General features: G+C 72.6%; 25 protein-coding genes. 14 read left to right on the top strand and 11 right to left on the bottom strand.

Annotation, left to right across the window (positions count from 1 at the left end):
- Positions 1-67: 67 nt before the first annotated feature.
- Genes ACFV57_RS26690 through ACFV57_RS26680 form a run of 3 tightly spaced genes read left to right on the top strand, consistent with a single transcriptional unit; the run spans position 68 to position 3659 of the window.
- Positions 68-1045 carry a glycosyltransferase family 2 protein gene (locus tag ACFV57_RS26690; RefSeq protein WP_385237372.1) on the top strand — a complete coding sequence of 326 codons (978 nt, stop codon included), beginning with the start codon at positions 68-70 and terminating at the stop codon, positions 1043-1045.
- On the top strand, positions 1045-2439 hold the full coding sequence (locus ACFV57_RS26685; protein WP_385237369.1) for an alpha-2,8-polysialyltransferase family protein: 1395 nt from the start codon (positions 1045-1047) through the stop codon (positions 2437-2439). The genes ACFV57_RS26690 and ACFV57_RS26685 overlap by 1 nt, the downstream gene beginning before the upstream one ends.
- A complete protein-coding gene (locus ACFV57_RS26680; RefSeq protein ID WP_385237366.1) occupies positions 2436-3659 on the top strand; it encodes an acyltransferase family protein in 1224 nt (407 codons plus the stop codon). The genes ACFV57_RS26685 and ACFV57_RS26680 overlap by 4 nt, the downstream gene beginning before the upstream one ends.
- A 35-nt stretch (positions 3660-3694) precedes the next feature.
- Here the strand turns inward: ACFV57_RS26680 and ACFV57_RS26675 are convergent, their stop codons facing one another.
- Positions 3695-4369 carry a TetR/AcrR family transcriptional regulator C-terminal domain-containing protein gene (locus ACFV57_RS26675; RefSeq protein ID WP_385237363.1) on the bottom strand — a complete coding sequence of 225 codons (675 nt, stop codon included), beginning with the start codon at positions 4367-4369 and terminating at the stop codon, positions 3695-3697.
- 68 nt (positions 4370-4437) lie between these two features.
- On the opposite strand from ACFV57_RS26675, the gene ACFV57_RS26670 reads away from it, so the two are divergent.
- Complete coding sequence (locus ACFV57_RS26670; RefSeq protein WP_385237360.1) at positions 4438-5958, top strand: FAD-dependent monooxygenase; 1521 nt, start codon at positions 4438-4440, stop codon at positions 5956-5958.
- Here ACFV57_RS26670 and ACFV57_RS26665 read toward each other — a convergent pair.
- Entirely contained in the window at positions 5939-7153 is a 1215-nt protein-coding gene (locus ACFV57_RS26665; RefSeq protein ID WP_385237357.1) for an MFS transporter, read from the bottom strand. The two genes, ACFV57_RS26670 and ACFV57_RS26665, sit on opposite strands and share 20 nt — an antisense overlap.
- Positions 7154-7207: 54 nt before the next feature.
- Between ACFV57_RS26665 and ACFV57_RS26660 the strand changes: the two genes are divergently transcribed.
- On the top strand, positions 7208-8032 hold the full coding sequence (locus ACFV57_RS26660; protein WP_385237354.1) for an AraC family transcriptional regulator: 825 nt from the start codon (positions 7208-7210) through the stop codon (positions 8030-8032).
- Here the strand turns inward: ACFV57_RS26660 and ACFV57_RS26655 are convergent.
- A complete protein-coding gene (locus ACFV57_RS26655; RefSeq protein ID WP_385237351.1) occupies positions 7968-9365 on the bottom strand; it encodes a gluconate:H+ symporter in 1398 nt (465 codons plus the stop codon). The genes ACFV57_RS26660 and ACFV57_RS26655 overlap by 65 nt on opposite strands.
- Before the next feature lie 91 nt (positions 9366-9456).
- Complete coding sequence (locus tag ACFV57_RS26650) at positions 9457-9981, bottom strand: gluconokinase (protein ID WP_385237348.1); 525 nt, start codon at positions 9979-9981, stop codon at positions 9457-9459.
- 135 nt (positions 9982-10116) lie between these two features.
- On the opposite strand from ACFV57_RS26650, the gene ACFV57_RS26645 reads away from it, so the two are divergent.
- A complete protein-coding gene (locus tag ACFV57_RS26645) occupies positions 10117-10824 on the top strand; it encodes a FadR/GntR family transcriptional regulator (RefSeq protein ID WP_385237345.1) in 708 nt (235 codons plus the stop codon).
- A 91-nt stretch (positions 10825-10915) separates the two neighbouring features.
- Here ACFV57_RS26645 and ACFV57_RS26640 read toward each other — a convergent pair whose 3' ends face one another.
- Positions 10916-12637, bottom strand: coding sequence for an alpha-keto acid decarboxylase family protein (locus tag ACFV57_RS26640; protein WP_385237342.1), 1722 nt, complete (start codon positions 12635-12637; stop codon positions 10916-10918).
- A 93-nt stretch (positions 12638-12730) separates the two neighbouring features.
- Here ACFV57_RS26640 and ACFV57_RS26635 point away from each other — a divergent pair, with 93 nt between their 5' ends.
- Positions 12731-13210 (top strand): MarR family winged helix-turn-helix transcriptional regulator, encoded by a 480-nt coding sequence (locus ACFV57_RS26635; RefSeq protein WP_385237339.1) that lies wholly within the window; start codon positions 12731-12733, stop codon positions 13208-13210.
- Positions 13211-13226: 16 nt separating this feature from the next.
- Here ACFV57_RS26635 and ACFV57_RS26630 read toward each other — a convergent pair whose 3' ends face one another.
- Complete coding sequence (locus ACFV57_RS26630) at positions 13227-13436, bottom strand: hypothetical protein (protein ID WP_073758983.1); 210 nt, start codon at positions 13434-13436, stop codon at positions 13227-13229.
- Between the two features lie 225 nt (positions 13437-13661).
- Between ACFV57_RS26630 and ACFV57_RS26625 the strand changes: the two genes are divergently transcribed.
- Entirely contained in the window at positions 13662-14522 is an 861-nt protein-coding gene (locus ACFV57_RS26625) for a L,D-transpeptidase family protein (protein WP_385237334.1), read from the top strand.
- 308 nt (positions 14523-14830) lie between these two features.
- Here the strand turns inward: ACFV57_RS26625 and ACFV57_RS26620 are convergent, their stop codons facing one another.
- From ACFV57_RS26620 to ACFV57_RS26610, 3 genes are all read right to left on the bottom strand, one after another.
- Positions 14831-15922: a hypothetical protein gene (locus ACFV57_RS26620; protein WP_385237331.1), complete on the bottom strand. Its 1092-nt coding sequence runs from the start codon at positions 15920-15922 to the stop codon at positions 14831-14833.
- A complete protein-coding gene (locus ACFV57_RS26615) occupies positions 15922-16701 on the bottom strand; it encodes an RNA polymerase sigma factor (RefSeq protein WP_385237501.1) in 780 nt (259 codons plus the stop codon). Before ACFV57_RS26615 ends, ACFV57_RS26620 begins: the two co-directional genes overlap by 1 nt.
- A gap of 459 nt (positions 16702-17160) precedes the next feature.
- Positions 17161-18786 carry a glycoside hydrolase family 20 protein gene (locus ACFV57_RS26610; protein ID WP_385237329.1) on the bottom strand — a complete coding sequence of 542 codons (1626 nt, stop codon included), beginning with the start codon at positions 18784-18786 and terminating at the stop codon, positions 17161-17163.
- A 238-nt stretch (positions 18787-19024) separates the two neighbouring features.
- Here ACFV57_RS26610 and ACFV57_RS26605 point away from each other — a divergent pair, with 238 nt between their 5' ends.
- The 5 genes from ACFV57_RS26605 to ACFV57_RS26585 all read left to right on the top strand — a co-directional run bounded on the left by ACFV57_RS26605 (position 19025) and on the right by ACFV57_RS26585 (position 23270).
- Positions 19025-19627: a 2-oxo-4-hydroxy-4-carboxy-5-ureidoimidazoline decarboxylase gene (locus tag ACFV57_RS26605; RefSeq protein WP_385237326.1), complete on the top strand. Its 603-nt coding sequence runs from the start codon at positions 19025-19027 to the stop codon at positions 19625-19627.
- Positions 19628-19856: 229 nt separating this feature from the next.
- Positions 19857-20237 (top strand): succinate dehydrogenase, cytochrome b556 subunit, encoded by a 381-nt coding sequence (gene sdhC, locus ACFV57_RS26600; protein WP_003985924.1) that lies wholly within the window; start codon positions 19857-19859, stop codon positions 20235-20237.
- A gap of 9 nt (positions 20238-20246) precedes the next feature.
- Positions 20247-20717: a succinate dehydrogenase hydrophobic membrane anchor subunit gene (locus ACFV57_RS26595; protein ID WP_030181769.1), complete on the top strand. Its 471-nt coding sequence runs from the start codon at positions 20247-20249 to the stop codon at positions 20715-20717.
- Positions 20718-20742: 25 nt separating this feature from the next.
- Positions 20743-22497, top strand: coding sequence for a succinate dehydrogenase flavoprotein subunit (sdhA, locus tag ACFV57_RS26590; protein ID WP_385237321.1), 1755 nt, complete (start codon positions 20743-20745; stop codon positions 22495-22497).
- Positions 22497-23270 (top strand): succinate dehydrogenase iron-sulfur subunit, encoded by a 774-nt coding sequence (locus ACFV57_RS26585; RefSeq protein ID WP_385237318.1) that lies wholly within the window; start codon positions 22497-22499, stop codon positions 23268-23270. Before sdhA ends, ACFV57_RS26585 begins: the two co-directional genes overlap by 1 nt.
- Before the next feature lie 65 nt (positions 23271-23335).
- Here the strand turns inward: ACFV57_RS26585 and ACFV57_RS26580 are convergent, their stop codons facing one another.
- Together ACFV57_RS26580 and ACFV57_RS26575 are read right to left on the bottom strand one after the other, a co-directional pair.
- Complete coding sequence (locus ACFV57_RS26580; protein WP_385237315.1) at positions 23336-24217, bottom strand: hypothetical protein; 882 nt, start codon at positions 24215-24217, stop codon at positions 23336-23338.
- A gap of 177 nt (positions 24218-24394) precedes the next feature.
- A complete protein-coding gene (locus ACFV57_RS26575; RefSeq protein ID WP_385237313.1) occupies positions 24395-24841 on the bottom strand; it encodes a MerR family transcriptional regulator in 447 nt (148 codons plus the stop codon).
- An 80-nt stretch (positions 24842-24921) separates the two neighbouring features.
- Here ACFV57_RS26575 and ACFV57_RS26570 point away from each other — a divergent pair, with 80 nt between their 5' ends.
- Positions 24922-25758 (top strand): alpha/beta fold hydrolase, encoded by an 837-nt coding sequence (locus ACFV57_RS26570; RefSeq protein ID WP_385237311.1) that lies wholly within the window; start codon positions 24922-24924, stop codon positions 25756-25758.
- Positions 25759-25924: the final 166 nt, after the last annotated feature.

Genomic DNA, 25924 nt, shown 5'->3' with positions numbered 1-25924 from the left:
TCTTCGTTCACCCTGGGGTCCGCGTCCCGTCAAGACGAATGCCGGGACCGCGCCTAACGTCACCCGGGTGGTTAAGCTCTCCGTCGTCGTGCCGTTCTACAACGTGCAGACATATGCGCCCGACACCCTGCGAAGCCTGGCGGCCAACGCCCGTGAGGACTTCGAATTCCTGCTCGTGGACGACTGCTCGCGTGATGAGACACCGCAGATCCTGGCGCGCGCCGAGGGCGAGCTGCCGGGCGCCCGGGTGCTGCGGCACGAGCAGAACGGCGGTCTGGCCACCGCCCGCAACACCGGCCTGGACGCGGCCAACGGCGAGTACGTGACCTTCCTGGACGGTGACGACTGGCTGGCTCCCGGGTACTACGGGCAACTCCTCGACACGATCGAGGGGTTGGGGTGCGACTTCGTGCGCACGGACCATGTGCAGTGCACCGCGCGGGCCCGCTCGGTGCACCGCGTCCCGTACGGCCGCCGGGGTGTCGTCCTGGACCCGCGCGAGCTGATACTGCCCGCCGACCGCTCCACCTCCGTCGACTACGCCTTCGCCTGGGCCGGCATCTACCACCGGCGGCTGCTGGACGACGGGCTGCTGCACTTCCGGCACGGGCTGCGCACCGCGGAGGACCGGCCGTGGATCTGGCGGCTGCACCGCGAGGCGCGGTCGATGGCGGTGGCCGGGCCGCTCGGTGTTTTCTACCGGCGCGGGGTGGCGTCGTCGCTCACACAGATCGGCGACGTACGCCAGCTCGATTTCATCCGGGCATTTGACCAGGTCATCGAAGAGACGGCGCAGGACCGGGACGCGGACCGATTGCTGCCGAAGGCGGTACGCACCTATTGCGCCATCATTTCCCACCACTTGGGCTCGATCGAACGATTCGAGCCGCAGGTCGCCCGTAAATTGCGCGCGATGAGCGCGGCGGCACTGAAAAGAATGCCGCAGGACGTACTGAAGGAAGCACTGGATTCGATGGACATGCAGCGCGCCTCCCGTCTGCGACGGCTGCGCCGGCGTCCGGTACCGGCGGAGGTGGCCGCCTGATGGCCACCCGTGACGACGACGCGCGCCGGCCGGACCGGCCGCGTACGCAGATCTTCCTGGCGTCCACCCTGTACGGCGCCGCCACGCTCGCCGCCGCGCTGGACACCGGCCGCTTCGCGCCGGCCGCCCGCCGGCTGCTGCTGGTCAGCAACAACGCGGCGATCCCGGAGACCTCCACGCCGGTGGACCGGATGCCCGGCTTCGAGCGGCTGCGCGGCCGCTTCGACCGGGTGCTGTCGTGGAACGAGACCATCAGCCCGTTCCACCCCGGCGGCTGGTCCCCGCGCCCGGACGACGTCCCGCTGTGGGAGCGGCACCTGCGGCTGCTGTGGGACCTGGGCGAGGACGAGATCGAGCTGATCGTGGAGTCCATCCAGGTCCACCCGGCGCTCGCGCTGGCCCAGCTCTTCCCGGACGCGCCGGTCGACGTGTACGCGGACGGGCTGATGAGCTACGGCCCGACCCGCAACAAGCTGGACCCGCTGGTCGGCACCCGGGTCCGCCGCCTGCTGCACCTGGACCTCGTGCCGGGCCTGAAGCCGCTGCTGCTCACCGAGTTCGGGGTGGGCGCGGAGACCGTACCGACCGACGCCTTCCGGGAGGTGCTCGCGGAGCTGGCCGCGGACTTCGACGACCCGGCACTGCGCGACGTACCGGAGGGCGCCGCGCTGCTCCTCGGGCAGTACCTGTCGTCGCTGGGCATCCTCACGCCCGAGGAAGAGGAGGAGCTGCACGCCCGGATGCTGCGCGGCGCGGTCCGGCGCGGGCACCGCGAGGTGGTGTTCAAGCCGCATCCGTCGGCGCCGGCCCGCTGGTCCCGGGCGCTGGAACAGGAGGCGGAACGGCTCGGCGCCGAACTGACCGTGCTGGACACGCCGGTCCTCGCCGAGGTGCTGTACCGGCGCAGGCGGCCCGCGCTCGTCGTCGGCTGCTTCTCGACCGCGCTGCTGACGGCCTCCGCCTTCTACGGCCTGCCGGCCGCCCGCGTCGGCACGGACCTGCTGCTGGAGCGCCTGACCCCGTACCAGAACAGCAACCGCGTCCCGGTCACCCTCGTCGACGCGCTGGTGCCCGACCTGGCGGACGAGCCGGGTACGAAGCCGGTGCCGACCCATCTCAACGGGCTGGTCGGCGCGGTCGGTTACGCGATGCAGAACCAGATCTACCCGGATCTGCGCTCGGTCGCCGAGCGCTATCTGGCCGCCCACCTGAACGAGCGCACCTGGCGCTACTTCAAGCGCCGCCGGCTGACCGCACTGGCGCTGCCGGGCGCGATCCCGTCCCAGCTGTCGTTCATTCCGCGCAACGCGGCCCTGCGCCGGGTCGCGCGGCGCGCGCGGGCGGTGCAGCGGCGGATGCAGCGGCGCCTGAAGAAGCGGGCCGCGTTCGGATGACCGCGCAGCTCCCGGCCGAGGCGCCGCCGCCCGCGGCGGTTCCCGGTCCGTCCTCGACGCCCGCGTCCGCGCTGATCACGCGGCCCGCACCTGCCGCGCCTGCCACACCTGCCGTACGGAACGGCGAAGCGCCGCCGCCCGGCAAGCGGCCCGGTGGCCCGCCGCGCCTGCGCGCCCTGGACGGGCTGCGGCTGCTGGCCGCCCTCATGGTCGCCGCGTACCACCTCGGCGGCCGGGGCGGCGAGATCGCCCATGCGTGGGGCAGTTCACCGGCCCGCCAGTTCCCCTCGCTGCACGGCGTGTTCGCGTACGGCTGTCTCGGCGTGCAGATCTTCTTCGTCATCAGCGGCTTCGTCATCTGCATGAGCGGCTGGGGGCGTTCGCTGCGCGCCTTCATCGCCTCCCGTGTCTCGCGGCTGTATCCGGCGTACTGGGTGGCGGTCCTGCTGGTCACGGCGGTGTTCGCGCTGCCGTGGGTGGCGTTCGAGGCGCTGGGTCCGAGCGATGTGCTGACGAACCTGACGATGCTCCAGCAGCCGCTGGGCGCGAAGCGGGTGCTGGGCGTGTGCTGGACGCTGTGGGCGGAGATGCGGTTCTACGCGCTGTTCGCGCTGTGCGTCGTGCTGCCGGGCGCGACCCGCCGCCGGGTGGTGCTGTTCTGCGCGGGCTGGACGCTGGCGGCGGCGCTGGCGCAGGCCTCGCACGTCCCGGCGCTGGATGTCGTCCTGATGCCGCAGTACGCGCCGTTCTTCATCGGCGGCATCGGCTGCTACCTGCTGCACCGCTACGGCGGGCGGGACCCGGTGGCGTGGGCGGTGGTGGGCGTCAGCTGGCTGGCCGGCCAGCACTTCGCGGTGGCCGGGCTGTGGCACCCGCCGTCCCCGGGCGCCTTCTCCTACCGTTCGGCGCTCGTCATCATCGGCGTCGTCACGGTGGGCTTCGCTCTGGTGGCGGCCATTGCGCTGGGCCGGATGCGGTGGGCGAACTGGCGCTGGCTGACGGTCGCCGGGGCGCTGACGTACCCGTTCTACCTCGTGCACGAGCACCTGGGCTGGGTGGTCGTACAGGGCCTGCACGGCGGCCTGCGACTGCCTTCGTACGCGACGTTCGTCCTGACGCTGGCGCTGATGCTGGCGCTGGCGTGGGTGCTGCACCGCTGGGTGGAGCGCCCGCTGACGCCCGTGCTGAAGCAGGCGATCGATCCGCGGCCACGGCGCTGAGGCCGGGGCGCCCGCACTCCCCTGGGCGCCCCGGTCTACCGGCCGTGCAGCAGCGTGGCCTCGATGCCCGCGACGACGGCCCGCACTCCGTCGTCGAAGCCGCGCCCGGTGTCGCCGAACAGCTCCACTCCGGCCGCGGCGGTGAGCGGGTGGTCGGCGCCCACGCTCCGCTCCCGCTCCGCTTGTTCGTACGCCGGGTCGCGCCGCGGGTCGCCGGGTACCGGGAAGACGGACTGCTCCTCGATCACGTAGCCGATGGTGTAGGCGTACGCGGTGAACCAGGCGCGCGCGGACCCCTCCAGCGTGAACCCGGCGTCCCGCATGGCGACCAGCAAGGTCTCCATCGGCCGCAGCAGCGCCTGGTCGCGCAGCCGGGTGCCGCCGAAGACCTTGCCGCCGTCGCGGTAGCCGAGCAGCGTGCGCCGAATCTGCCGGCACGTCTCGGCGAGCATGGCCCGCCAGTCGCCGCCCCCGGAGCCGTCACCGGAGCCGTCACCGGCCTCGGCGACCGGCGCGGTCATCCGCCCGAGCAGCACGGTGGCCATCTCGTCCAGCAGCTCCTGCTTGTTCTTGAAGTGCCAGTACAGGGCGGGCGCCTGGACATCCAGTTCCTTGGCGATGCGGCGCAGTGTGAGCCCTTCGAGGCCGACCTCGTTCAGCAGCCCCAGGGCGGTCTCCGCCACCAGTTTCCGGTCGAGTCTCGTAGCCATGTTGACAACTTAACACCGTTAAGCGCACCCTCGGAAGCAGCCCGACTTAACGACGTTAAGGAGACACCATGGCCAGCCCCGACGCCCTGCCCGGACACGTGGACGTACTGATCTCCGGCGCCGGCCCCACCGGCCTGGCCCTCGGCCTCGACCTCGCCCGGCGTGGTGTGCGCGCCCTCGTCCTGGAGCGCCAGGACCGGCTGGCGCCCGGGACCCGCGGCAGCGGCATCCAGCCCCGCACCCAGGAGGTGTACGAGGACTTCGGCGTGCTCGACGCCGTCCGGGAGTCCTGCGGGACATATCCGCCGAGGGGAATCTGGGAGAACGGCCGCATGGTCGACGAGCGCGTGATGGTCGAGTCCACCGAACCGACCCCGGCCACTCCGTACGGCACCATGGTGATGCTCCCGCAGTGGCGGAACCTGGAGATCCAGTACGCCCGGCTGACCGAGCTCGGCGGCACGGTGGCGTTCGGCACAGGCCTGGATTCCTTCACCCAGGACGCGGACGGCGTCGAGGCCCGCGTCACGGGCGCGGACGGCACCACCCGTACGGTGCGCGCCTCCTACCTCGTCGCGGCCGACGGCGGGCGCAGCCCGGTACGCAAGGCGCTCGGCGTCACCATGACCGGCCAGTCCGTCGCGCCGTACCCGCTGCTCCTCGCCGACATCCGGCTCGACGGGCTGGACCGGCAGCACTGGCACATGTGGGGCGAGTTCCGGGCCACCGACTTCGTCTCGCTGATCTCGCCGGCGAAGTACGACTACTTCCTGCTCATGGCGGGCTTCATGGACCCCGGCACCGTGCCGGACACCTCGCCCGACGGCGTGCGCAAGCTCATCGCGGAGCGCACCCACCTCTCCCTCGACCAGCTGGGCGAGGTGCTGTGGTCGTCCTCCTTCCGCCCGAACGCCGCCCTGGCCGACCGGTTCCGGATAGGCCGGGTCTTCCTCGCGGGCGACGCGGCTCATGTGCACTCCCCCGCCGGCGGCCAGGGCCTGAACACCAGCGTCCAGGACGCCTACAACCTCGGCTGGAAGCTGGGCCAGGTCATCCGGCACGGCGCGCCGGACTCCCTGCTCGACAGCTACGAGGCCGAGCGCCTGCCGGTCGCCGCGAGCATCCTGGACATCAGCACCCGGCTGCACCGGTCGGGCGACATGCGGCGCGGCAGCGACCTGCACCAGATGGGCGTCGGGTACCCGGACGGACCGCTGACCTCCGAGCGGCGCACCGGCCTCGCCGACGGCGCGCTGCGCGCCGGCAACCGGGCGCCCGACGCGCCCTGCACCACCCCCGACGGCACCCCGCGCCGCCTCTTCGACGTCTTCCAGGGCCCGCACTTCACCGTGCTGGCCGTCGGTGACGTCGAACTCCCGGCGCTGGACGGCGAGATGATCCGTACGTGCCGGGTCGGCGGCCGGGCCCCCGACCTGCTCGACTCCGCGGGCCACGCCCGGGACGCGTACGGCGAGGGCCTGTTCCTCGTCCGGCCCGACGGCTACGTGGCGTACGCCGCCGACGACGCCTCCGGCCTCCCGGACGAGCTGGCCCGCTACGGCGTCCTCCTCACGGCCGCGGCGCGCTAGCGGCGGACTGCCCGGCGTCCTTCTGCGAGGGCGCCGGGGCCCGCTCCCCCGGCTCGGTCAGCGTCCGCGCGACGAGCCAGGCCACGACACACAGCGCGATCAGCGGCAGCAGCGCGGTCCGCAGGTCCGTGGTGTCGGCGAGGGCGCCGATGGCCGGGGTGGCGACGCCGCCGACGCTGACGGCGAGGCCCAGGGTGACGCCGCTCGCGGTGCCCATGCGGTTGGGCAGCAGGTCCTGGCCGAGCGTGATGTGCAGGGAGAACGGTACGTACAGGGCCGTGGCGGTCAGCGCGGCGAAGACGTACAGCGCGGGGCCGGGGACCAGGACCAGCCCGGCGACGGCCGGGACGGTGGCCGCGTAGGCGATCCGTATCGTACGGACCCGGCCCCACCGGGACGCCAGTCGGCCGCCGAGCACGGTGCCCACCGCGCCGCCCGCGAACAGCACGAACAGGGCCACCGAACCCGCGGTGGCACCGCCGCCCACCCGCTGCTCGGCGTAGACGGCGATGAAGGCGCTCAGGCCCACGAAGACGACGGACCGGCAGACGATGACGGCCGTCAGCCGCAGGAACTCCGGCCAGTTGTCGCGGCCCGCCGACCGCGCCGCGGCCTTGGCCACGGCCGCCCGCGGCGCCAGGGCGCGGATCACCGGAGCGGTGAGCAGGACGCCGGCCACCGCGGGCACCACCAGCCACGGTGTGGCGCTCATCGACCCGGCGGACAGCACCGGGCCGACGGCGGCCGGGGCGAGGGCGAAGCCGATGTTGCCGCCGAGGGAGTACCAGCCCATGGCGACATGGCTGCCGCCGCTCGCGACGCGGGCCAGCCGCGCGGACTCCGGGTGGTAGGCGGCCACCCCGATCCCCGAGAGGGCGACCGCGGCGCAGGTCGGGCCGTACGAGTCGGCGAGCCCGGACAGGGCGATGCCCAGGCCCGCGCACAGCGTGCTCACCGGGATCAGCCAGGGCATCGTCCAGCGGTCGGTGAGCGAGCCGAACAGGGGCTGCACGATGGAGGAGAGGAGGGTGGCGGCCAGCACGATGCCGGAGGCGGCGGCGTAGCCGTAGTGCCGCTCGGCGACCAGGAACGGCACCAGGGCCGGGACCGCGCCCTGGTAGAAGTCCACCGCCGCGTGTCCGACGGACATCATCGTGACCGGCCGCCGGGGAGCGGCGGCCTGCTTCGTTGTCATGTCCCGATCTTTGCGGGCGCGCCCGGTGGCGGACTTCTCATAAGCTGCCACGTCATGCCGGTTTTCCGCCATCACCCGCCGCATGTCACGACCATCACCCGCTTCCTGCCGCAGGGCGCGGAGGTGACGGCCCACCACCACGACATCCACCAGATCGTCTACGCGGGGCGCGGAGTGCTCACCGTGACGACGGACGCCGGGAGCTGGGTCGCCCCGGCCACCCGCGCGATCTGGATTCCGGCCGGGACGGTGCACGAGCACCGGGCGCACGGGGACACCGATCTGCACACCGTCGGCGTGCCGGTGGACACCAACCCGCTGGGGCTGGACCGGCCCGCCGTCCTGGCGGTCGGCCCGCTGCTGCGCGAGCTGATCATCGCGTACAGCGGTCCGGGCAGCCGCCGTACGGCCGAGGCGCGGCGCCTGCTGGCCGTACTCCTCGACCAGTTGCGCCACGCCCCGCTCCAGGCACTGCACCTGCCCACCGCCCGCGACCCGCGCCTGACGGCGGTCTGCGCGGCGCTGCGGGCGGACCCCGCCGACGGGCGGCCGCTCGCCGCGCTGGGCACGGCGGCCGGGGCGAGCGAACGCACCCTCGCCCGCCTCTTCCGGGCCGAGCTGGGCATGACCTTCCCCCAGTGGCGTACGCAACTGCGCCTGCACCACGCCCTGGTGCTGCTGACGCAGGAGCGCCCGGCGCTGTCCGTGACCGCGATCGCGCACCGCTGCGGCTGGGCCTCGGCCAGCGCCTTCATCGATGCCTTCCGCCGGTCGTTCGGACACACGCCGGGCGCCCACCGGGCTCTCGGCAGCGCTACAACACCAGGGACAGCAGCAGCACGCACACGATCCCGACGACGGAGATCAGCGTCTCCATGAGCGACCAGGTCTTGAGCGTCTGGCCGACGTTCATGCCGAAGTACTCCTTCACCATCCAAAAGCCCGCGTCGTTGACGTGGCTGAAGAACAGCGAACCGGCGCCGACGGCGAGGACGAGCAGGGCGGTGTGGGTGGTGGACATGTCGGCGGCGAGCGGTGCCACCAGGCCCGCGGCGGAGATGGTGGCGACCGTCGCGGAGCCGGTCGCGAGCCGGATCGCGACCGCGATCAGCCAGGCCAGCAGCAGCGTGGAGATGTTCCAGTCCTTGGACAGCTCCAGGATCATCTGGCCGACGCCCGCGTCCACCAGGGTCTGCTTGAAGCCGCCGCCCGCGCCCACGATCAGCAGCACACCGGCGATCGGCGCGAGGGACTTCTCGACGGTGGAGGCGATCCGGCCCTTGGTGAAACCGGCCGACCGGCCCAGCGTGAACATGCCGACGAGCACGGCGGTGAGCAGCGCGATCAGCGGCGAGCCGACCACGTCGAAGACCCGCTGGATCGTCGTGCCCTTGTCGTCGACGACGACGTCCACCAGGGCCTTGGCCAGCATCATCACGACGGGCAGCAGCACGGTGGCGACGGTGATGCCGAAGCCGGGACGCTTGTCCAGCTCGCCCGAGGCGCGCTCGGGCACCATCTTCTCCGGCGGGCGGATGTCCACCCAGCGCGCGGCGTAGCGGGAGAACAGCGGACCGGCGACGATCGCGGTGGGAATCGCGACGATCACGCCGAGCGCCAGGGTGACGCCCAGGTTGGCGTGCAGCGCGTCGATGGCGGCCAGCGGGCCGGGGTGCGGCGGGATCAGGCCGTGCATCACGGACAGGCCGGCCAGCGCCGGGATGCCGATGCGCATCAGGGAGAAGTTGCCGCGCTTGACGACCAGCAGCACGACGGGGATCAGCAGCACGATGCCGACCTCGAAGAAGATCGGCAGGCCGACGATGCCCGCGATCAGCACCATCGCCCAGGGCATCACCCGCCCGCTCGCCTTCGCCAGGATCGTGTCGACGATCTGGTCGGCGCCCCCGGAGTCGGCGAGCAGCTTGCCGAGGATCGCGCCCAGCGCGATCAGGATGCCGGTGCCCGCGACCGTACTGCCCAGGCCCGACGAGAAGCTGGCGATGGCCTTGTCCAGCGGTGCGCCCGCCACGGCGCCCAGCACCAGCGAACCGATGATCAGGGACAGGAAGGCGTGCAGCTTGAACTTGGTGATGAGCAGGACGATGACGGCGATGCCCGCGAGGACGGCGATGCCGAGCTGCGCGTGACCGGCCGAGGTGATCGGCTCGGTCGCGTCCGCTGCCAGCATCTCGACGCTGAGATGTGTCACGGCTGTTCCCTAAGGGGTGCTGTTGCTGATGGTGGTGGTGGCCCCGGGGCGGTCGCGCGGGGACGTACGGGCCCGGGCCCGCTTCAGACGGTCAGGCGGGGGTGGGCCGACCGGTGTCGTAGCGGCGCAGCGCGGCGACGGCGCGCGCGGCGATCTCCTGCGGGGTGCCGGACACGTCCACGGCGACGCCCGCCTCGTCCGGGCCGAGCGGTTCCAGGGTGGCGAACTGCGAGTCCAGCAGCGCGGTGGGCATGAAGTGGCCCTTGCGCTCGGCCATCCGGGACTCGATCAGCGACCGGTCGCCCGTCAGGTGCAGGAAGACGACGCCGGGCGCGGCGGCCCGCAGGCGGTCGCGGTAGGCACGCTTGAGCGCGGAGCTGCTGACGACGCCGCCCCGGCCGTGCCGGTCGTGGGCCCAGGCGCCGATGGCGTCGAGCCACGGCCACCGGTCGGCGTCGTCGAGCGGGGTGCCCGCCGACATCTTGGCGATGTTGGCCGGGGGGTGGAAGTCGTCGCCCTCCGCGTAGGGGACACCGAGGTCGGCGGCCACCAGCGGCCCGATCGTCGTCTTGCCGGTGCCGGCCACGCCCATCACGACGATGACGTGGGTGCTCATCCCGTGTACCTCGCTGTCCTCTTTGACCTCGGTCTGTGGTCCCACTGAAACCCATGGGATACGACGTATTCAAGCCTCTGTGATGTAAAAGTCATACTTAAAAGCGGACCTTCCCCGGGAACGTAGGCTGATCCCATGGAGAACCAGGGGGCGGGGCAGGGACTGCACGCGCGGGTACTGGAGTCCCTGGGACCCGCCATCACCGCGGGTGAGTACCCACCGGGCACGATCTTGCGCACGGACGAGCTGGAAGAGCGCTTCGACGTGTCCCGTACGGTCATCCGCGAAGCCATACGGGTCCTGGAATCCATGCATCTGGTCGCCTCGCGGCGCCGGGTCGGCGTGACCGTGCGCCCCGCCGAGGAGTGGAACGTCTACGACCCGCGCGTCATCGGCTGGCGCCTGGCCGGGCCGGACCGCCCCCGGCAGCTGCGCTCCCTGACCGTGCTGCGCTCCGCCGTCGAGCCGGCCGCCGCCGGCCTGGCCGCCCGGCACGCCACGCCCGCGCAGTGCGCCGAGCTGACCGGGCACGCGCTCGGCATGGTCGCCACCTCGCGCGGCCAGCAGCTCGACGCGTACCTGGTGCACGACACGGCCTTCCACCGCGTCGTCCTGACCGCCTCCGGCAACGAGATGTTCGCCCGGCTGGGCGACGTGGTGGCCGCCGTGCTCACCGGCCGCACCCACCACCACGTCATGTTCACCGACCCCGACCCGGCCGCCGTGACCCTGCACGTCCAGGTCGCCGAGGCGGTACGGGTCGGCGACGCGGAGCGGGCCGAGGCGCTGACCCGTGAGATCACGGTGGGGGCCATGGCCGAGCTGGACGTGCTCGCGCCGTAACCGCGCCCGGCCCCGCGTACGACCGCGCCAGGCCCCGCAGACGTCAGGCCCCGCAGACGTCAGACCTCGCAGATGTCAGGACCCGCAAACGTCAGGCCCCGTAGGCGTTCTGCTCCGCGAACCGCCGCGCCAGAGCCGTGAGCAGTTCCGGCGCGTCCTCGCGCGGCAGCACCGCCTCGATCAGCACCAGCTCGTCCGGCGTACGGGCGGCCAGCGCGAGCGCGTCGGCCAGCTCGGCAGGGGTCCGCACCCGCACCGCGACCGTGCCGGGGCCCGCGCCGAAGGCGGCGGGCAGTGCGGTGTAGTCCCAGGCGGCGATGTCGTTGTACGCGGCGGTGGCGCCGTGGATGGCCCGCTCGACCGTGTAGCCGTCGTTGTTGACGACGACGACCACCGGGGCCGCGCCGTACCGGGTCATGGTGCCCAGCTCCTGCGCGGTGAGCTGGAGGGAGCCGTCCCCGATCACCAGCACCGAACGCCGGTCCGGCGCGGCCAGCTCGGTACCGAGGGTGGCCGGCAGGGTGTAGCCGATCGACCCCCACAGCGGCTGGCCGACGAAGCGCCCGTCCGCGGGCAGCGGCACCTCCTGGGCGCCGTAGAACGCGGTGCCCTGCTCGGCGACCAGCACACTGCCCTCCGGCAGGAACTCCCCTACAGCCGACCACAGATGACGCTGCGTCAACAGCTCCGCGGGGGCGACGTCCGGGTAAGCGGCGGGCTCGCCGTACCCGTCCGGCACCGGCAGCTCCGCCTCCCGCAGCAGCCCGGCCAGCCCGGCGACGGCGTCCGCCATGGCTATCCCGTCGTACACTCCACGGCCCGCGGCGGCCTGCCGGGGCCGCAGCGCGATGGTGCGCTCCGGGGTGAAGTGGTGGCTGAAGCCGCCGGTCACACTGTCCGAGACCGGGGCACCGACCAGGATCAGGCAGTCCGCGTCCTCGACGGCCGCCCGGGCGCGCTTGTCACTGATCTCCCCGGTGTAGGCGCCGGCGAAGCCGGGCGCGGTCTCGTCCAGCACCCCCTTCCCGCTGGAGAACGCGGCGGCCCGGACCGGCGCGGCGGCGAGCAGGCCGCGCAGCGGTTCACGCAGCCCGAACCGCTCGGCCTCGTGCCCGGCCAGCACGGTGACGCTGCGCGCCCCGTCCAGCATCCGCGCGCAGCCCGCGAGGAAGTCGCGCAGCAGCCCGGGGTCGGCCGGCCCGTCCGGCACGGCCAGCGGACCGGCGGGCGCCGGCACCCGGGCCAGTACGACATCCGTGGGCAGGTTCAGATGGACCGGCTTGCTGTGCCGGGTCATGGCCCGCAGGACGCGGTCGATCTCCGCCGGAGCGTTGTCCGCGGTCAGGTCGGCGCGGGCCACCGTGACCTCGGCGAACATCCGGCCGAAGTGCCCGTAGTCGCCGTCCATCAGGGTGTGGTGGACAGGACGGCCGGCCGTGGCGACCGCGGTGGCGGGCATGCCGGTGACGGCGACGACCGGTACGGATTCGGCGTACGCGCCGGCGATTCCGTTGACGGCCGACAGCTCGCCGACGCCGAAGGTCGTCACGAGGGCGGCGGCGCCGCGCAGCCGGGCGTAGCCGTCGGCGGCGTAGGCGGCGTCCAGCTCGTTGCAGGTGCCGGCCCAGGCGAGGCCGGGGAAGGCGGTCACCTGGTCGAGGAAGCCGAGGTTGTAGTCGCCCGGCACGCCGAAGAGGTGCTCGACGTCCAGCTCGCGCAGACGGCGCAGGAGGTAGTCGGCGACGGTGATACGAGGGGTCGCGGCCTGGGGGGTGGTGGCCTGCGGGCCGATGTCCGAGGGGGTGTCCGACATGGCGGTTACCGGCTTTCTTCACGCGTGAACGGTTTAGGTCAAGGTTGTTGACCCAAGTCGCGAGCGTACGGACCTCCGGGATAAAATGTCAACATGCTTGACCCTAATCGTCCGGACGCCTTCGACCGCGATTTCACCCTCTTCTACTTCGCCTACCGCGCCTTCACCGGCGCGGCCGACGAAGCGCTGACCGAACAGGGCATGGGCCGCGCCCACCACCGCATCCTGACGTTCCTCGCGTACTCCCCCGGCATGAGCGTCGGCGAGCTGTGCCAGGCGCTCCAGCTGACCAAGCAGGCCATCAACGGCCCGCTGCGCAAGCTCACCGACGAGCGGATGGTGCACATGACGCCGGGCGCGCGGGACCGCCGCCGCAAGGAACTCCACCTCACCGAAAGCGGCGCCGACCTGGAACGCAAGCTCCACGAGCGCCAGCGCGCGCTGTTCGCGGCGGCGCTGGAAGAAGCCGGGCCGGAGGCGGCGGAGGGGTGGCGCCGGATGCTGGGGCCCCTGGCCGGGCGGGAGTGGGAGAGGTTCACGGCATCCGTGGCGGAGCGGCAGGCGCGGCCGTGACGGTGCGGCGCCCCTTTCAGAACAGCGGCTGCTGACCCGGGAACGGCGGCTCCTCCGGGTCGAACAGCCGCTCCGCCGGGGCCATCATCGGCGCGATGCGGCGCGAGCCGGGGCAGGACACCAGTTCCAGCACGGTCCGGCGGCCCGGCGGGTCGTGGCGGGCGTAGCGTCCGCCGACGACGGCGATCTCGCGATTGCATACGGGGCAGGGGCGGCGCGGTGACATTTCCTCATTGTCCCCCGGGGGCGCGGCCGGCACCGCGCTCGGGGTTGCCGGGTGCGCTGGAGCGTGGTCGGGGGCGCGCGCCGCGGGTGCACGCCTGCCGGTGTCCCCGTGCCCCCTCACCCCCGCGTGTCCCCAGGTTCGTGTCGTGGTGGCTTCGGGAATCCAGGAAGGGACCGGTGACACCACAGGGGTGACGTCGTGACACGGATGCGGAAGGGATGCGGGGTGCGCAAGAGACAGGCGGTGGCCGCAGGGCTGCTGGTGCTGGCCGTGGCGACCGGCTGCAAGACCGTGACGATCTCCCCGAACGGCGGGCTGTCGCCGTCGGCCTCGAATCCGCAGCCCCCCACGCCGGGGCGCGCGGAGGCGTTCCCCGCGCAGACGGCCGACAAGGCGCCCCCCAAACGGGCCAGTGCCAAAAAGCCCCCGCGCCGGGCCGCGAAGCCCGTCCTCGCGAGGGGCGCCCGGGGGCCGCGGGTGCGCGAACTACAGGCCCGTCTGGCTCAGTTGTCACTCTTCCGCCGTAAGCCCACGGGTTTCTACGGGCGGCAGACGGCCGCGTCCGTCTCGGCGTTCCAGCGTCGGCAGAGCCTGCGGCGTACGGGCACCGTCGACCGTACGACCTGGACCGCGCTGCGCTCGCGCACCCGCCCGCCGACCCGCGCCCAGCTGTATCCGCCCACCCGCAAACCGGCCGCCAGGAAGCCCGCGGCCAAGGCCGATCCCCGCTGCCTTCGGGGCCGCGTCCTGTGCATCAGCAAGCGGAGCAACTCGCTCGCGTGGATGGTGGACGGCAAGGTCCGCTCGGCGATGGACGTCCGCTTCGGCGCGCAGTACACGCCGACGCGGGAGGGCACGTTCCGGATCACGTTCAAGAGCCGCCGCCACATCTCGACGATCTACCGCACGCCGATGCCGTACGCGATGTTCTTCAGCGGCGGCCAGGCCGTCCACTACTCCGCCGACTTCGCCGCCCACGGCTACCGGGGCGCCTCCCACGGCTGCGTCAACGTCCGCGACAGAACCAAGCTGGCCACCCTGTTCCAACAGGTAAAACCAGGCGACAAGGTAGTCATCTACAAGTAGAGCCCCAACTCCCGCCCCGCCCCGCCCCACCCACACCCGCCCACACCCGCCCACACCCCCGCAGTAACCCCAACCATCAATTGAGCACCCCCCACCCACAGCAACCACTCCCGCGAGAGCGGCGCCGGTTTAGGCGCAAAAAGGGGCGGCGCCGGCTTAGGCGCAAAAAGCAGCGCGGGCAGGGCCGGGGGAACGTGCCCCGCCCGCGCCGGGTGCGACGAGCCGTTGGTACGGGGGGAACCCCGGCTCGCGCGAAAGCCGATGACCAGTCGGCTTCACTACGTACTGCGCCGGGCGGCCGGAAAACGTCACACGGGCGCGACGGGGGGCGCTCCGGGCAGGCGCAGTTCGTCGGGCGCGGCGGGGGTGGTGGTGACGGTGCCGGCGGGGTCGGGGGCGAAGGGGGCGGCGCGGCCGGCCGACGGGGCGTATCGGTGGCTGTCGTCGTCCTCGTCGTCGTTCTTGCCGCCCTTGCCGCCGTGGCCGGCTCCGTGGCCGCCCTGTCCGTGGCCGCCGTGGCCGCCCCGGCCGTCGCCGTCGTAGCGCCCGCCTTCCTGGGTGTGGGAGAGGTACTGGCGGCAGAACGCGTGCACCTTTTCCGGGCCGCCGGCGGCGCGCTCCAGGCGGCGCAGGGTGTCCTGGTCCAGGACGGAGCGCTTGCCGGATTCGTACGTACGGCAGAACGTGACGCCGAGCCGGCGCTTCTCCTTGGCGTCGGGCTTGCCCTTGGGGTCGTCGGGCCGGTTGCCGCGGTCGCCGGTGGTGCCGCCGCCGGTCGCGTCGGGGCCGGGGGTGCCGCGTCCGGGGTCGGGGGTCGGTGTGCTGTTGCCGCCGTCGCTTCCGTTGTCGGTGATCAGCGGGTCGGGCCGGTCCGCGCCGTGGGTGGGGTCCGGCATCCGGGTGGCGCCGTCGGTGGCCGTGCCGGTGGTGTCGGTGGCGAGCGGGCCGGGGGATTCGGCGGCGGAGACGCTGGTGGCCGGGTCCGGGCCGGTGCCGCCGCGGAAGGGGGTCGGCAGGACGCCCGCGCCGGCGGCGACGGCGACGCCGCCGAGCGCGCAGCCGGCGAGGGCCACCATGAATCCGCGGCGCAGGGGCCGTCCGAGGCGGCGGGTGGCCGGTCCGGCGCCGCGTGGGGTGCGTACGGCGGCCATGCCGTCGGTTGCCGTCGGGGCCGCGGCGGGCGCCGGGGCGTCGCCGCGCGCCTGTCTGAAGGCGGCGACGGCGGCTTCCTCGCCGGGGAGGGCCGCGTCCCCTGAGGTGCCGCGGCCTGCCGCGGCGGCGGTGTCCAGCAGTGCGGTGAGTTCCGCGGCGCCGACGCCGTCCGGGGAACCGGCCGGTTCGCCGCGCAGCAGTCGCTCCGCGGCCTCCTCGTCGAGCCAGTCGTACCGGTCGTCGGCCATCACATGTCCTTCTGCGTTCGTGCGGCCGTTTCCGTCACACCCGGTACGTACGATTCCGCCGCGCCGTCGCCCCGTCCGGTGCCCTGTGCGGGCACTGCTCCCATGGGCCCTGTCCCGGGCTCCCCCACGGGCCCTGCCGCGGTTCCGCCCCGGCTGCCGCCCTGTCCGGTGCCCTGTCCCGAGCCCTGTCCTGGGCCCTGTCCGGGGCCGGTGTCGCCGCCGTCCTCGCCGCCCGCGCCGAGCAGGTCGGCCAGTCGCCGCAGCCCCCGGTGGGCGGCGGTCCGTACCGCGCCGGGCCGTTTGCCCAGCACTCCGGCGGCGCTCTTCGCGTCCAGGCCCACGACCACGCGCAGCACGACGGCTTCGGCCTGGTCCTGCGGGAGCCGGGAGATGAGGCGGAAGGTGCGGCCGGTGCCGAGGGCTTCCATGGCCTCGTCGGCGGTGTCGGATATCCCCGGCCTGTCGTTCAGTTCGCTCTCGTCGCCGCCGACCGCGGGGCGGCGGCCGCGCATCCGGATGTGGTCCAGGGCCCGGTTGCGGGCTATCCGCGCGGCCCAGCCCCGGAAGCGGTCGGCGTCGCCGCTGAAGCGGGACAGGTCGCGGGTGATCTGCAGCCATGCCTCGGAGGCCACGTCTTCGGCATCCGCTTCGCCCACCAAGGTCCGCACATATCCGATAAGCCGGGGATGTACGGCGCGGTAGACGGTACGGAACGCCGCCTCGTCGCCGCCCTGCGCCGCCTGTACGGCGACCGTCAGCCGGCCGTCGTCCGGCTGAATGTCGTCCCCTCGCACGGGTCCATCCTGTCGCACGCGGAAAGTCCGCCGCCCGGTCCTCGCTGATTCGCTGTTGTCGGGCACCGCGGGTACTCCTGGTAACCCGGGTGTCCCCGCTGACGGTAACCCGGCCGCCCGCGCACCGGGCACCCGGGCCGCCTGCTGACCTGCCCCTCCGCGCCGACCGGGACGGGCGCGCGGCCACCGCGCCGGGCGGCGCGGACCCGCACGCTACGGCCCGTGCGCACCCCGCGTCCAGAGCGCGCCCGCGGCAGACCGGGCGCCGGGTCCACGGTGCGCGCCGCGCCGCGGGCCCCACCCCCCGTGTGACGCTTTCGCGGCGTGTGGCGCTGTAAGGAACAGGGGCCCGTAACGGGCTCTCCTGGAACGACGGCCGGGGCCTCTCCTGTGGGGGGTGGCGGCCCCGGTCGTCCCCTTCTCGCCGCGTCCGGCCCTGGCCGCTCAGACCTGGTTGGCCAGTTTCTTGAAGTCCTCCCAGGACAGGGCCGGATCGCGGCGGTCCCAGACCTTCTGCGCCAGCGCGCGCAGCGGCATCCTGATGCCGTCCGCCACCTGCCGCTGCGTCTGTTCGTCCGCCAGGTCGCACCACACCGCGAAGCGCGCCCCGAGCACCCGGTCGGGCCCGGACCGCGACGAGGGCACGGCCTTGGTGCCGCGCAGCACCCCCGGGGTCCACTGTTTGTAGATCCGCTCGCCGGTCGGGTACGGCATGTTGTTGGGCTCGCCGAGGACGTAGTACAGGTACTCGTCGTTGAGGTTGATCACCTTTCGGTTCTCGCGCAGGTACTCGTCCGGCTCACGGGCGCCGATCTCCTTGCCCGTCCAGTAGGCGACGGTGCGGCCGGGGTCCGGGGCGACGTCCGTGCCGGGGAAGTAGCCGTCGTTCCAGGCCTCGACCTGCTTGGCGCCGGCCGCGCGCACGGTCTTGTCCCGGTCGTTGAGCCAGCCGGTGGCCAGGTCCTCGATGGTGGCGCCGTCCCCGTACTTGTCCCGGGCGGCACGGGCCAGCTGCGGGTAGTTCCCGGCGGGGTTCCGGTCGGCCAGCGCGCGGTATTCGTCGCCGCCCAGGTGCCAGTGCTTGCCGGGAAACAGCGGGGCGTACTCGCGCAGCAGGTCGTCCACGATCTCGGCGGCGCCGGGCTTGGAGATGTCCATCGCGCCGCGCTGGGTCCGGCCGTCGGCGGAGCGCAGCTGGAGGTCCGGGTGAGCTTTCAGCACGGCGCCCAAGTGGCCGGGCGAGTCGATCTCCGGGATGACGGTGATGTGCAGGCCCCGGGCAAGGTCGACGAGGTGGCGCACCTGGTCCTTGGTCAGGTGGTCCTCGGAGACGATCTCGGGGTGCTGCTCGCTCTCGATGCGGAAGGCCTGGTCGTCGGAGAAGTGCAGCTGGAGCTGGTTGAGCTTGAGGCCTGCCAGGTCGCGGATGCGGTCCTCGATCCACTTCACGTCGAAGTGCTTGCGCGCGATGTCCAGCATGAAGCCGCGCTGCGCCCGGTCGGGGCGGTCCTCGACGGTCCCTTCGGGGACGCCGCCGGAGGCCCGTACGGATTGCAGGACGGTGCGGGTGCCGTTGAAGATCCCGGCGTCGGTGGGGGCGGTGAGGGTCAGGCGGGTGCCGCGGGCGGTGAGGGTGTAGGCCTCCTCGGCGGTGTCGTACACGGGCGCGTTGTCCTCGCGCCGGGTGGCGTCCTCGCCGCCGGACAGCCGCAGCTCGACGTCGCCCGGCCGGACGGGCTGCTTGCCCCAGACCGTGCGCAGGCCGCCCAGCTCCCGGGCGAAGCGCCGGGCCTCGTCGGCGACCGGGCTCTTCTCGCCCGCGGGCACCACGACGCGGGCCTGCTTGGCGGGCCGCCAGCCGCGCCCGTCGGCCGCGCCGAACTTCTGCACGGCGGGCACGGTGCGCGGCGGGCCCTGTACGGGGTCCCAGGTGGGGGTGGGCGCGGCGGAGGGACTGCCGCCGTCCCCCTTGGGCGGGGTGCCGCCGTCCGAGCAGCCCGCGACGGTCAGCGCTGTGAGGGCGGCCGTCACCCCCAGGCCGATCGTCGCGGTCAGTTTTCCGGTCCTCATATACGCAAAACCTCCCTTTCCGGGGCGAAGGTATTGCCAGGTGACAGACGTTTACGTCTACTACGCGCGCGAAAGCTCTCTCAAACGGGTGAAATTCGTACATCCGCCGGACAGTGGTCGACACTCGTCGTTACGGTGGCGTCTCACCCGTTCACCCCTCCCGGCGCCCACGGCCCCCGCGCATCCGCCGCGGCCGCGTACTGCGCCCACCCTGATCCAGCGTTGCCCCGAGGAGCCCATGCAGCCCAGCGATATCCCGGCCGCCCCGCCGACAACGCTGCGCACTCCCCGGCCCGCCACACCCTCCCAGAAGCTCCGGCCGCCGCCGCCACCGCCTCCCGGCAGCGCCCCCGCGGTCCATGCGGCCGCCCTGGCCCGGCTGAACGACGCCGCGCCCGGCGACGCCGAGGCCACCCTGCTGGTCTGCTGCGACAGCCGGCGCTGGGCCCGCCGCCTGGTCGCGCACCGCCCGTATCCCGACCTGGAGTCCCTGCTGGCCGCCGCCGACGAGGCGAGCTACGACCTGACCCCGGACGACCTGGACGAGGCGCTGGCCGGGGAGACCGTCTCGCCGCGGCCGCTCGTCGGGGCGCGCGGACCGGGCACGCTCGCGGCGCACACCGCCCTGCGCGCCGCGCACGCCGAGTACGAGCGCCGGTTCCGGCACGCCTTCGTCATCTGCCTGGACGATTTTCGCGACTGCGAACAGTTGAACGTGGTGCTCACCGCGATCCACGACCGGCTCGGCAACGAGCCCGAGGAGGAGCGGGCCATCGCCGCGGACGAGCTGCGCCGGATCGCCCGCGGGCGCCTCGCCCGGCTCGCGGCCTCCCGGGCCTGAGGACCCGGGCCGCCCGGCCCGCCCCTACCCCGTTCCCCCGCCCGGCGTACAGGGCTGGTCCGCCCCGGAAGGTAGCCCGTACGTGCCTGTTTGATCACACCTGAGGACCCCGGCGGGAGGAACCGACAGTCCGTCGCTACGATGGCCGGGGCCGGTGGACCGTACCCGGCCGGGCCAGACCGACAGAGAAGCCGGCAGGCCCCGATCCCCGCTCCCGGAGGGTTTTTCCGTGCCGGCTGGAACGCTGTACCGCGGCCGGGAAGGCATGTGGTCCTGGGTGGCTCACCGAGTCACCGGCGTCCTCATTTTCTTCTTCCTGTTCGTGCACGTCCTCGACACCGCACTCGTCCGCGTCTCCCCCGAGGCCTATGACGACGTCGTTGCCACGTACAAGACGCCACTCGTCAACGTGATGGAGTACGGCCTCGTCGCCGCCATCCTCTTCCACGCGCTCAACGGCCTCCGTGTGATCGCCGTCGACTTCTGGTCCAAGGGACCGAAGTACCAGAAGCAGCTGCTGTGGACCGTTGTCGGTGTGTGGGCCGTCCTGATGGCCGGCGCTTTCTATCCCGTGCTGCAGCACACGCTGCGCACGCTGTTCGGGAGCTGATGACGCGCGATGTCTGCTGAAACGACTCCTGCTGTGAACGACTCCGTGTCCCTGTACGACGTGGACAACCCGGCTCCCGTGATCGAGCCGCCCCGCAAGCGTACGAAGAAGACGCCCAAGACGACCCGTACGAACTTCGAGATGTACGGCTGGCTCTTCATGCGCCTGTCCGGCATCGTGCTGGTCGTCCTGGTCCTCGGCCACCTGCTGCTCCAGCTCGTGCTGGACGGCGGCGTATCCAAGATCGGCTTCGCCTTCGTGGCGGGCCGCTGGGCCTCGCCGTTCTGGCAGGTCTGGGACCTGGTGATGCTGTGGCTGGCGATGCTGCACGGCGCGAACGGCCTGCGCACGGTCATCAACGACTACGCGCAGCGGGACAACACCCGCTTCTGGCTGAAGATGCTCCTGTACACCGCCACGGTGTTCACCGTCCTTCTGGGCACGCTGGTGATCTTCACCTTCGACCCGAACATCCGCTAGGCCCCGGGGCTGAGGTAACCGACTCATGAAGATCCACAAGTACGACACGGTCATCGTCGGCGCCGGTGGCGCGGGCATGCGCGCGGCCATCGAGTCGACCAAGCGCAGCCGCACCGCGGTCCTGACGAAGCTGTACCCCACCCGCTCCCACACCGGCGCGGCGCAGGGCGGCATGGCCGCCGCCCTCGCCAACGTCGAGGAGGACAACTGGGAGTGGCACACCTTCGACACGATCAAGGGCGGCGACTACCTGGTCGACCAGGACGCCGCCGAGATCCTGGCGAAGGAGGCCATCGACTCGGTCCTGGACCTGGAGCGGATGGGCCTGCCGTTCAACCGCACGCCGAACGGCACCATCGACCAGCGCCGCTTCGGCGGCCACTCCCGTAACCACGGTGAGGCCCCGGTCCGCCGGTCCTGCTACGCCTCGGACCGCACCGGCCACATGATCCTCCAGACGCTGTACCAGAACTGCGTCAAGGAGGGCGTCGAGTTCTTCAACGAGTTCTACGTCCTGGACCTGCTGCTCCAGGACGTCGACGGGGTGAAGAAGTCGGCCGGCGTCGTCGCGTACGAGCTGGCGACCGGCGAGATCCACGTCTTCCAGGCGAAGGCCGTGATCTTCGCCTCCGGCGGCACCGGCAAGTTCTTCAAGGTGACCTCCAACGCGCACACCCTGACCGGTGACGGCCAGGCCGCCGCGTACCGGCGCGGGCTGCCGCTGGAGGACATGGAGTTCTTCCAGTTCCACCCGACCGGCATCTGGCGGATGGGCATCCTGCTGACGGAGGGCGCCCGAGGTGAGGGCGGCATCCTCCGCAACAAGGACGGCGAGCGCTTCATGGAGAAGTACGCGCCCGTCATGAAGGACCTCGCCTCGCGTGACGTCGTCTCGCGCTCGATCTACACCGAGATCCGCGAGGGCCGCGGCTGCGGTCCCGAGGGCGACCACGTCTACCTGGACCTGACCCACCTGCCGCCGGAGCAGCTGGACGCCAAGCTGCCGGACATCACCGAGTTCGCGCGGACCTACCTCGGTATCGAGCCCTACACGGACCCGATCCCGATCCAGCCGACCGCGCACTACGCGATGGGCGGCATCCCGACCAACGTCGAGGGCGAGGTGCTGGCCGACAACTCCACCGTCGTGCCGGGCCTGTACGCCGCCGGCGAGGTCGCCTGCGTGTCCGTGCACGGCGCCAACCGCCTGGGCACCAACTCGCTGCTGGACATCAACGTCTTCGGCCGCCGGGCCGGCATCGCCGCGGCGGAGTACGCGGTCGGCGCGGACTTCGTCGAGCTGCCGGAGGACCCGGCCAAGCTGGTCGAGGACCAGGTCGAGCGGCTGCGCTCCGCCTCGGGCAACGAGCGGGTCACCGAGATCCGCAAGGAGCTCCAGGAGACCATGGACGCCAACGTCATGGTCTTCCGCACCGAGCAGACGATCAAGACCGCGGTCGAGAAGATCGGCGAGCTGCGCGAGCGCTACCTGAACGTGTCCATCCAGGACAAGGGCAAGCGGTTCAACACCGACCTGCTGGAGGCCGTGGAGCTGGGCAACCTGCTCGACCTGGCCGAGGTGATGGCCGTGTCCGCGCTGGCCCGCAAGGAGTCCCGCGGCGGTCACTACCGCGAGGACTACCCCAACCGCGACGACGTCAACTTCATGCGGCACACCATGGCGTACCGCGAGGTGGCGGCAGACGGCGCCGAGTCGATCCGCCTCGACTACAAGCCGGTCGTCCAGACCCGCTACCAGCCGATGGAGCGTAAGTACTGATGAGCACCTCCACCCTCGAAAAGCACTCCAAGGCCCTGGACGCGGCCGAGGACGGCGCCTCGCACACCATCACCATCACGCTGAGGGTCCGCCGGTTCAACCCGGAGGTCTCCGAGGACGCGAGCTGGCAGGACTTCCAGCTGGAGATGGACCCGAAGGAGCGCGTCCTGGACGCCCTCCACAAGGTCAAGTGGGAGCAGGACGGCACGCTGACCTTCCGCCGTTCCTGCGCGCACGGCATCTGCGGCTCCGACGCCATGCGGATCAACGGCAAGAACCGCCTGGCGTGCAAGACGCTGCTCAAGGACATCAACCCGGAGAAGCCCATCACGGTCGAGGCCATCAAGGGCCTGACGGTCCTCAAGGACCTCGTGGTGGACATGGAGCCGTTCTTCCAGGCGTACCGGGACGTGATGCCGTTCCTGATCACCAACGGCAACGAGCCGACGCGTGAGCGCCTGCAGACCGCCGAGGACCGCGAGCGCTTCGACGACACCACCAAGTGCATCCTGTGCGCCGCGTGCACGTCCTCGTGCCCGGTGTTCTGGAACGACGGCCAGTACTTCGGCCCGGCGGCGATCGTCAACGCGCACCGCTTCATCTTCGACAGCCGGGACGAGGGCGGCGAGCAGCGGCTCGAAATCCTCAACGACAAGGACGGCGTCTGGCGCTGCCGTACGACCTTCAACTGCACGGACGCCTGCCCGCGCGGTATCGAGGTCACCAAGGCGATCCAGGAGGTCAAGCGCGCGCTGATCACGCGTCGCTTCTGATCCCGGGGCGCTGCTGATCCCGCGGCGCGACCGCGTGGGCGACGCCGCGTGGGCGGCGCCGCGTCTCAGAACCTGGTTCCGGTCAGCGACCCGAACCTGGTCTGGAAGCCGCGAAGGGCTCCGCTTCCGTACGTACGGAGGCGGAGCCCTTCGGCATGTCCGGCCCCGGCACGCCGCCCGGCCCGCCCGGTGTCCGCCGCCCTTTCCGGCGCGGCCTCGGCGGGCGGCGCGGCGGGGTAGACGAGGACCGGCGGCAGCTCGGTGTCGACGAAGGTGACCGGGTGGGCGCAGAAGTACGACGGCACGAGCAGCAGGCCGCGCCCCTCCAGGCGCAGGTCGCCGTCGCGCGGGTAGGCCACCTCCAGGACGGGGCGCCGCCAGCGCATCGCCGGGCCGAGGGTCCGCAGCATGGCCTCGGCGCCGTCCTGGCGCAGCGCGTGCAGCCGCAGCGTGCGGTCGGCCTCGACGCGCTGCCCGATGAGCGGCCAGCCGGGTCCGAGGGCGGTGTGGTGGTACGTGCGCAGGCTGCGGGCGAGGGTGCGCAGGGCGGCCGGTTCGCCGTCCGCGAGGGAGCGCATCCAGGAGGGCGGGGCGGCGTGCTGACCGTGCCCCGTGCGGTGCGCCTGCCCGGCCAGCAGGCCGATCTCGGCGCGCAGCCGGCGCCGCGGCGTCGTCATCACGGCTTCGAGGCCCGGCTCCACACCGGCCGAACCGGCGGCCGGCGTGAGGAAGTCCGGGAAGTAGCCGCGCGGCGGGACGAGCGGCAGCAGCATCCGCAGCGGGCCGGTGCCGTGCCGCGCGGCGTGCTGCCGCCAGGCGGCCAGGGCCGGTTCGGTACGGCTCTCCCGCAGGCGGTGCAGGCTCAGCACGGTCTCCCACAGGGGGTCGGCCCCCTCGGCGATCCGCGTACGGTGCAGATCCCTCGCCGTGAAATGGACACGTAACACTTGGATCCCCCGATGCCGTGAGCACACCGCTGTTCCCCCGAACAGCGGTGCACCCGAGGATCCGACCCGCGGGCCGCTTTTCGCAACCCGTACACGCCATTGACCCCAACTTCGTTCAATGAAAAACGAATGAGAGAACATCTTTGCCGGTCACGGCGGTGGGCCCGCAGGCCCGGATCAGGCGGAGCGCAGCGCCATCTCCGCCAACGCCCGGTCCTGGTCCCGGCGTTGACGCATGACATGGGTGAACGTCGCCAACGCCGCGCGTTTACGGGCCAGTTCGGCGATCTCCGCGTCCAGCTGCGCCATCTGCCGCTCCACCACGCCGCAGGAGAAGTCGCAGAAGACCAGCCCGGGGCCGCCCTGCGCGCACGGCAGCAGGTCGCGGATGGTGTCGGTGCTCAGGCCGATGGCGAGCAGCTCGCGGATGCGCCCGACGGTGTCCAGCGCGCCGGGGCCGTAGCGGCGGTAGCCGTTGGCGTCCCGGTCCGCGCGCAGCAGGCCCTGCTGCTCGTAGTAGCGCAGCGAGCGGGCGCTGACTCCGGTCCGCTCGGCCAGCTCACCGATCCGCAGGGAGCCTCCCGCGTCCGCATCGGCCCCGAAATCCCCCACCGAACATGCCATCGTCTGCCTCCCCAGGGCGACCGGACCCGCGCACCGCCGATTTGACCTTCACACCGGTGTCAAGCGTCAACCTGTTGCCCATGACGAAGATTCCCGCGGCCGGACCGCGTCTTCCCGCCCTGTCCACCACCGTCACCCCCGCCGAGCCCGGCACCGTCCCCGCCACCGGCGCCGCCCCCGGCATCCTGCTCGCGCACGGCGCGACCGGCACCATCGCCGACAACTACGGCGCGCTGATCCCCGCACTCGCGGCCACGGGCCACACCGTCGTCGCGCCCGACTACCCCGGCTCCGGCCGCACCCCGCGCGCGGACGGCCCGCTGGCGCTCGACGCCCTGGCCGACGCCGTCGTCGCCGAGGCCGTCACGGCGGGCGTCGAGACGTTCACGCTGATCGGCTTCTCCCTCGGCACGGCAGTGTCCGTACGGGCTGCCGCACGCCACCCCGAGCGCGTACGCGGCCTCGTCCTGACCGCCGGGCTCGCCCGGCCCGACCACCGGACGGACATCTGGATCGACCTGTGGCTGCGCCTGCTGGAGCGCGGCGACTACGCGGGCTTCGCCCAGGCCCGCGCCCTCAGCGGCCTCTCCCCGCAGGCCCTGAACACCCTGCCGCCCGCCGAACTGGCCGCCGCGCTCGACGCCGACCCGGACGGCCCGCCGGCCGGTTCGGCGGAACAGGCCGCGCTGGTGAAGGAGGTGGACACCACCGGCGACCTGGCCGGCATCACCGTACCGACGCTGGTCATCGCCACCACCGAGGACCAGCTGATCCACCCCTCCCACTCGCGCTACCTGGCCGAGCACATACCCGGCGCCGAGTACGCGGAGATCGCGACCGGACATGTGCCGATGGCGGAGCGGGAGGAGGAGTGGGAGGGGATGATCCTGAAGTTCTTGGGGGAGCGGGGGTTGTAGGGGGAGCGGGGGTGGGGCGGTCGGGGTTCGGTGGGGCCGGGGGCCGGGGGCCGCGGGGGGGGGGACGGTGGGGGCGGGGTCCCGGTGGGGCGGGAAGCGGGGCGGGCTCGGGTGCCTGCCCGGCGGGCGGTGGGGGTGGCCCGGATGCGGGAACCGGCCGCATTAG

It is taken from the genome of Streptomyces sp. NPDC059788 (assembly GCF_042732265.1).
GTDB lineage: Bacteria > Actinomycetota > Actinomycetes > Streptomycetales > Streptomycetaceae > Streptomyces.
The sequence above is the reverse complement of the archived record's forward strand: the minus strand, read 5'-3'. Positions and strand labels throughout refer to the sequence as shown.

Excerpts from the sequence above, each read along its gene's own strand:
- ACFV57_RS26685 (WP_385237369.1), top strand. The coding sequence starts at position 1,045 with ATGGCCACCCGTGACGACGACGCGCGCCGGCCGGACCGGCCGCGTACG.
- ACFV57_RS26680 (WP_385237366.1), top strand. The coding sequence starts at position 2,436 with ATGACCGCGCAGCTCCCGGCCGAGGCGCCGCCGCCCGCGGCGGTTCCC.
- ACFV57_RS26675 (WP_385237363.1), bottom strand. The coding sequence starts at position 4,369 with ATGGCTACGAGACTCGACCGGAAACTGGTGGCGGAGACCGCCCTGGGG.
- ACFV57_RS26670 (WP_385237360.1), top strand. The coding sequence starts at position 4,438 with ATGGCCAGCCCCGACGCCCTGCCCGGACACGTGGACGTACTGATCTCC.
- ACFV57_RS26665 (WP_385237357.1), bottom strand. The coding sequence starts at position 7,153 with ATGACAACGAAGCAGGCCGCCGCTCCCCGGCGGCCGGTCACGATGATG.
- ACFV57_RS26660 (WP_385237354.1), top strand. The coding sequence starts at position 7,208 with ATGCCGGTTTTCCGCCATCACCCGCCGCATGTCACGACCATCACCCGC.
- ACFV57_RS26650 (WP_385237348.1), bottom strand. The coding sequence starts at position 9,981 with ATGAGCACCCACGTCATCGTCGTGATGGGCGTGGCCGGCACCGGCAAG.
- ACFV57_RS26645 (WP_385237345.1), top strand. The coding sequence starts at position 10,117 with ATGGAGAACCAGGGGGCGGGGCAGGGACTGCACGCGCGGGTACTGGAG.
- ACFV57_RS26640 (WP_385237342.1), bottom strand. The coding sequence starts at position 12,637 with ATGTCGGACACCCCCTCGGACATCGGCCCGCAGGCCACCACCCCCCAG.
- ACFV57_RS26635 (WP_385237339.1), top strand. The coding sequence starts at position 12,731 with ATGCTTGACCCTAATCGTCCGGACGCCTTCGACCGCGATTTCACCCTC.
- ACFV57_RS26630 (WP_073758983.1), bottom strand. The coding sequence starts at position 13,436 with ATGTCACCGCGCCGCCCCTGCCCCGTATGCAATCGCGAGATCGCCGTC.
- ACFV57_RS26620 (WP_385237331.1), bottom strand. The coding sequence starts at position 15,922 with ATGGCCGACGACCGGTACGACTGGCTCGACGAGGAGGCCGCGGAGCGA.
- ACFV57_RS26610 (WP_385237329.1), bottom strand. The coding sequence starts at position 18,786 with ATGAGGACCGGAAAACTGACCGCGACGATCGGCCTGGGGGTGACGGCC.
- ACFV57_RS26605 (WP_385237326.1), top strand. The coding sequence starts at position 19,025 with ATGCAGCCCAGCGATATCCCGGCCGCCCCGCCGACAACGCTGCGCACT.
- ACFV57_RS26595 (WP_030181769.1), top strand. The coding sequence starts at position 20,247 with ATGTCTGCTGAAACGACTCCTGCTGTGAACGACTCCGTGTCCCTGTAC.
- sdhA (WP_385237321.1), top strand. The coding sequence starts at position 20,743 with ATGAAGATCCACAAGTACGACACGGTCATCGTCGGCGCCGGTGGCGCG.
- ACFV57_RS26585 (WP_385237318.1), top strand. The coding sequence starts at position 22,497 with ATGAGCACCTCCACCCTCGAAAAGCACTCCAAGGCCCTGGACGCGGCC.
- ACFV57_RS26575 (WP_385237313.1), bottom strand. The coding sequence starts at position 24,841 with ATGGCATGTTCGGTGGGGGATTTCGGGGCCGATGCGGACGCGGGAGGC.
- ACFV57_RS26570 (WP_385237311.1), top strand. The coding sequence starts at position 24,922 with ATGACGAAGATTCCCGCGGCCGGACCGCGTCTTCCCGCCCTGTCCACC.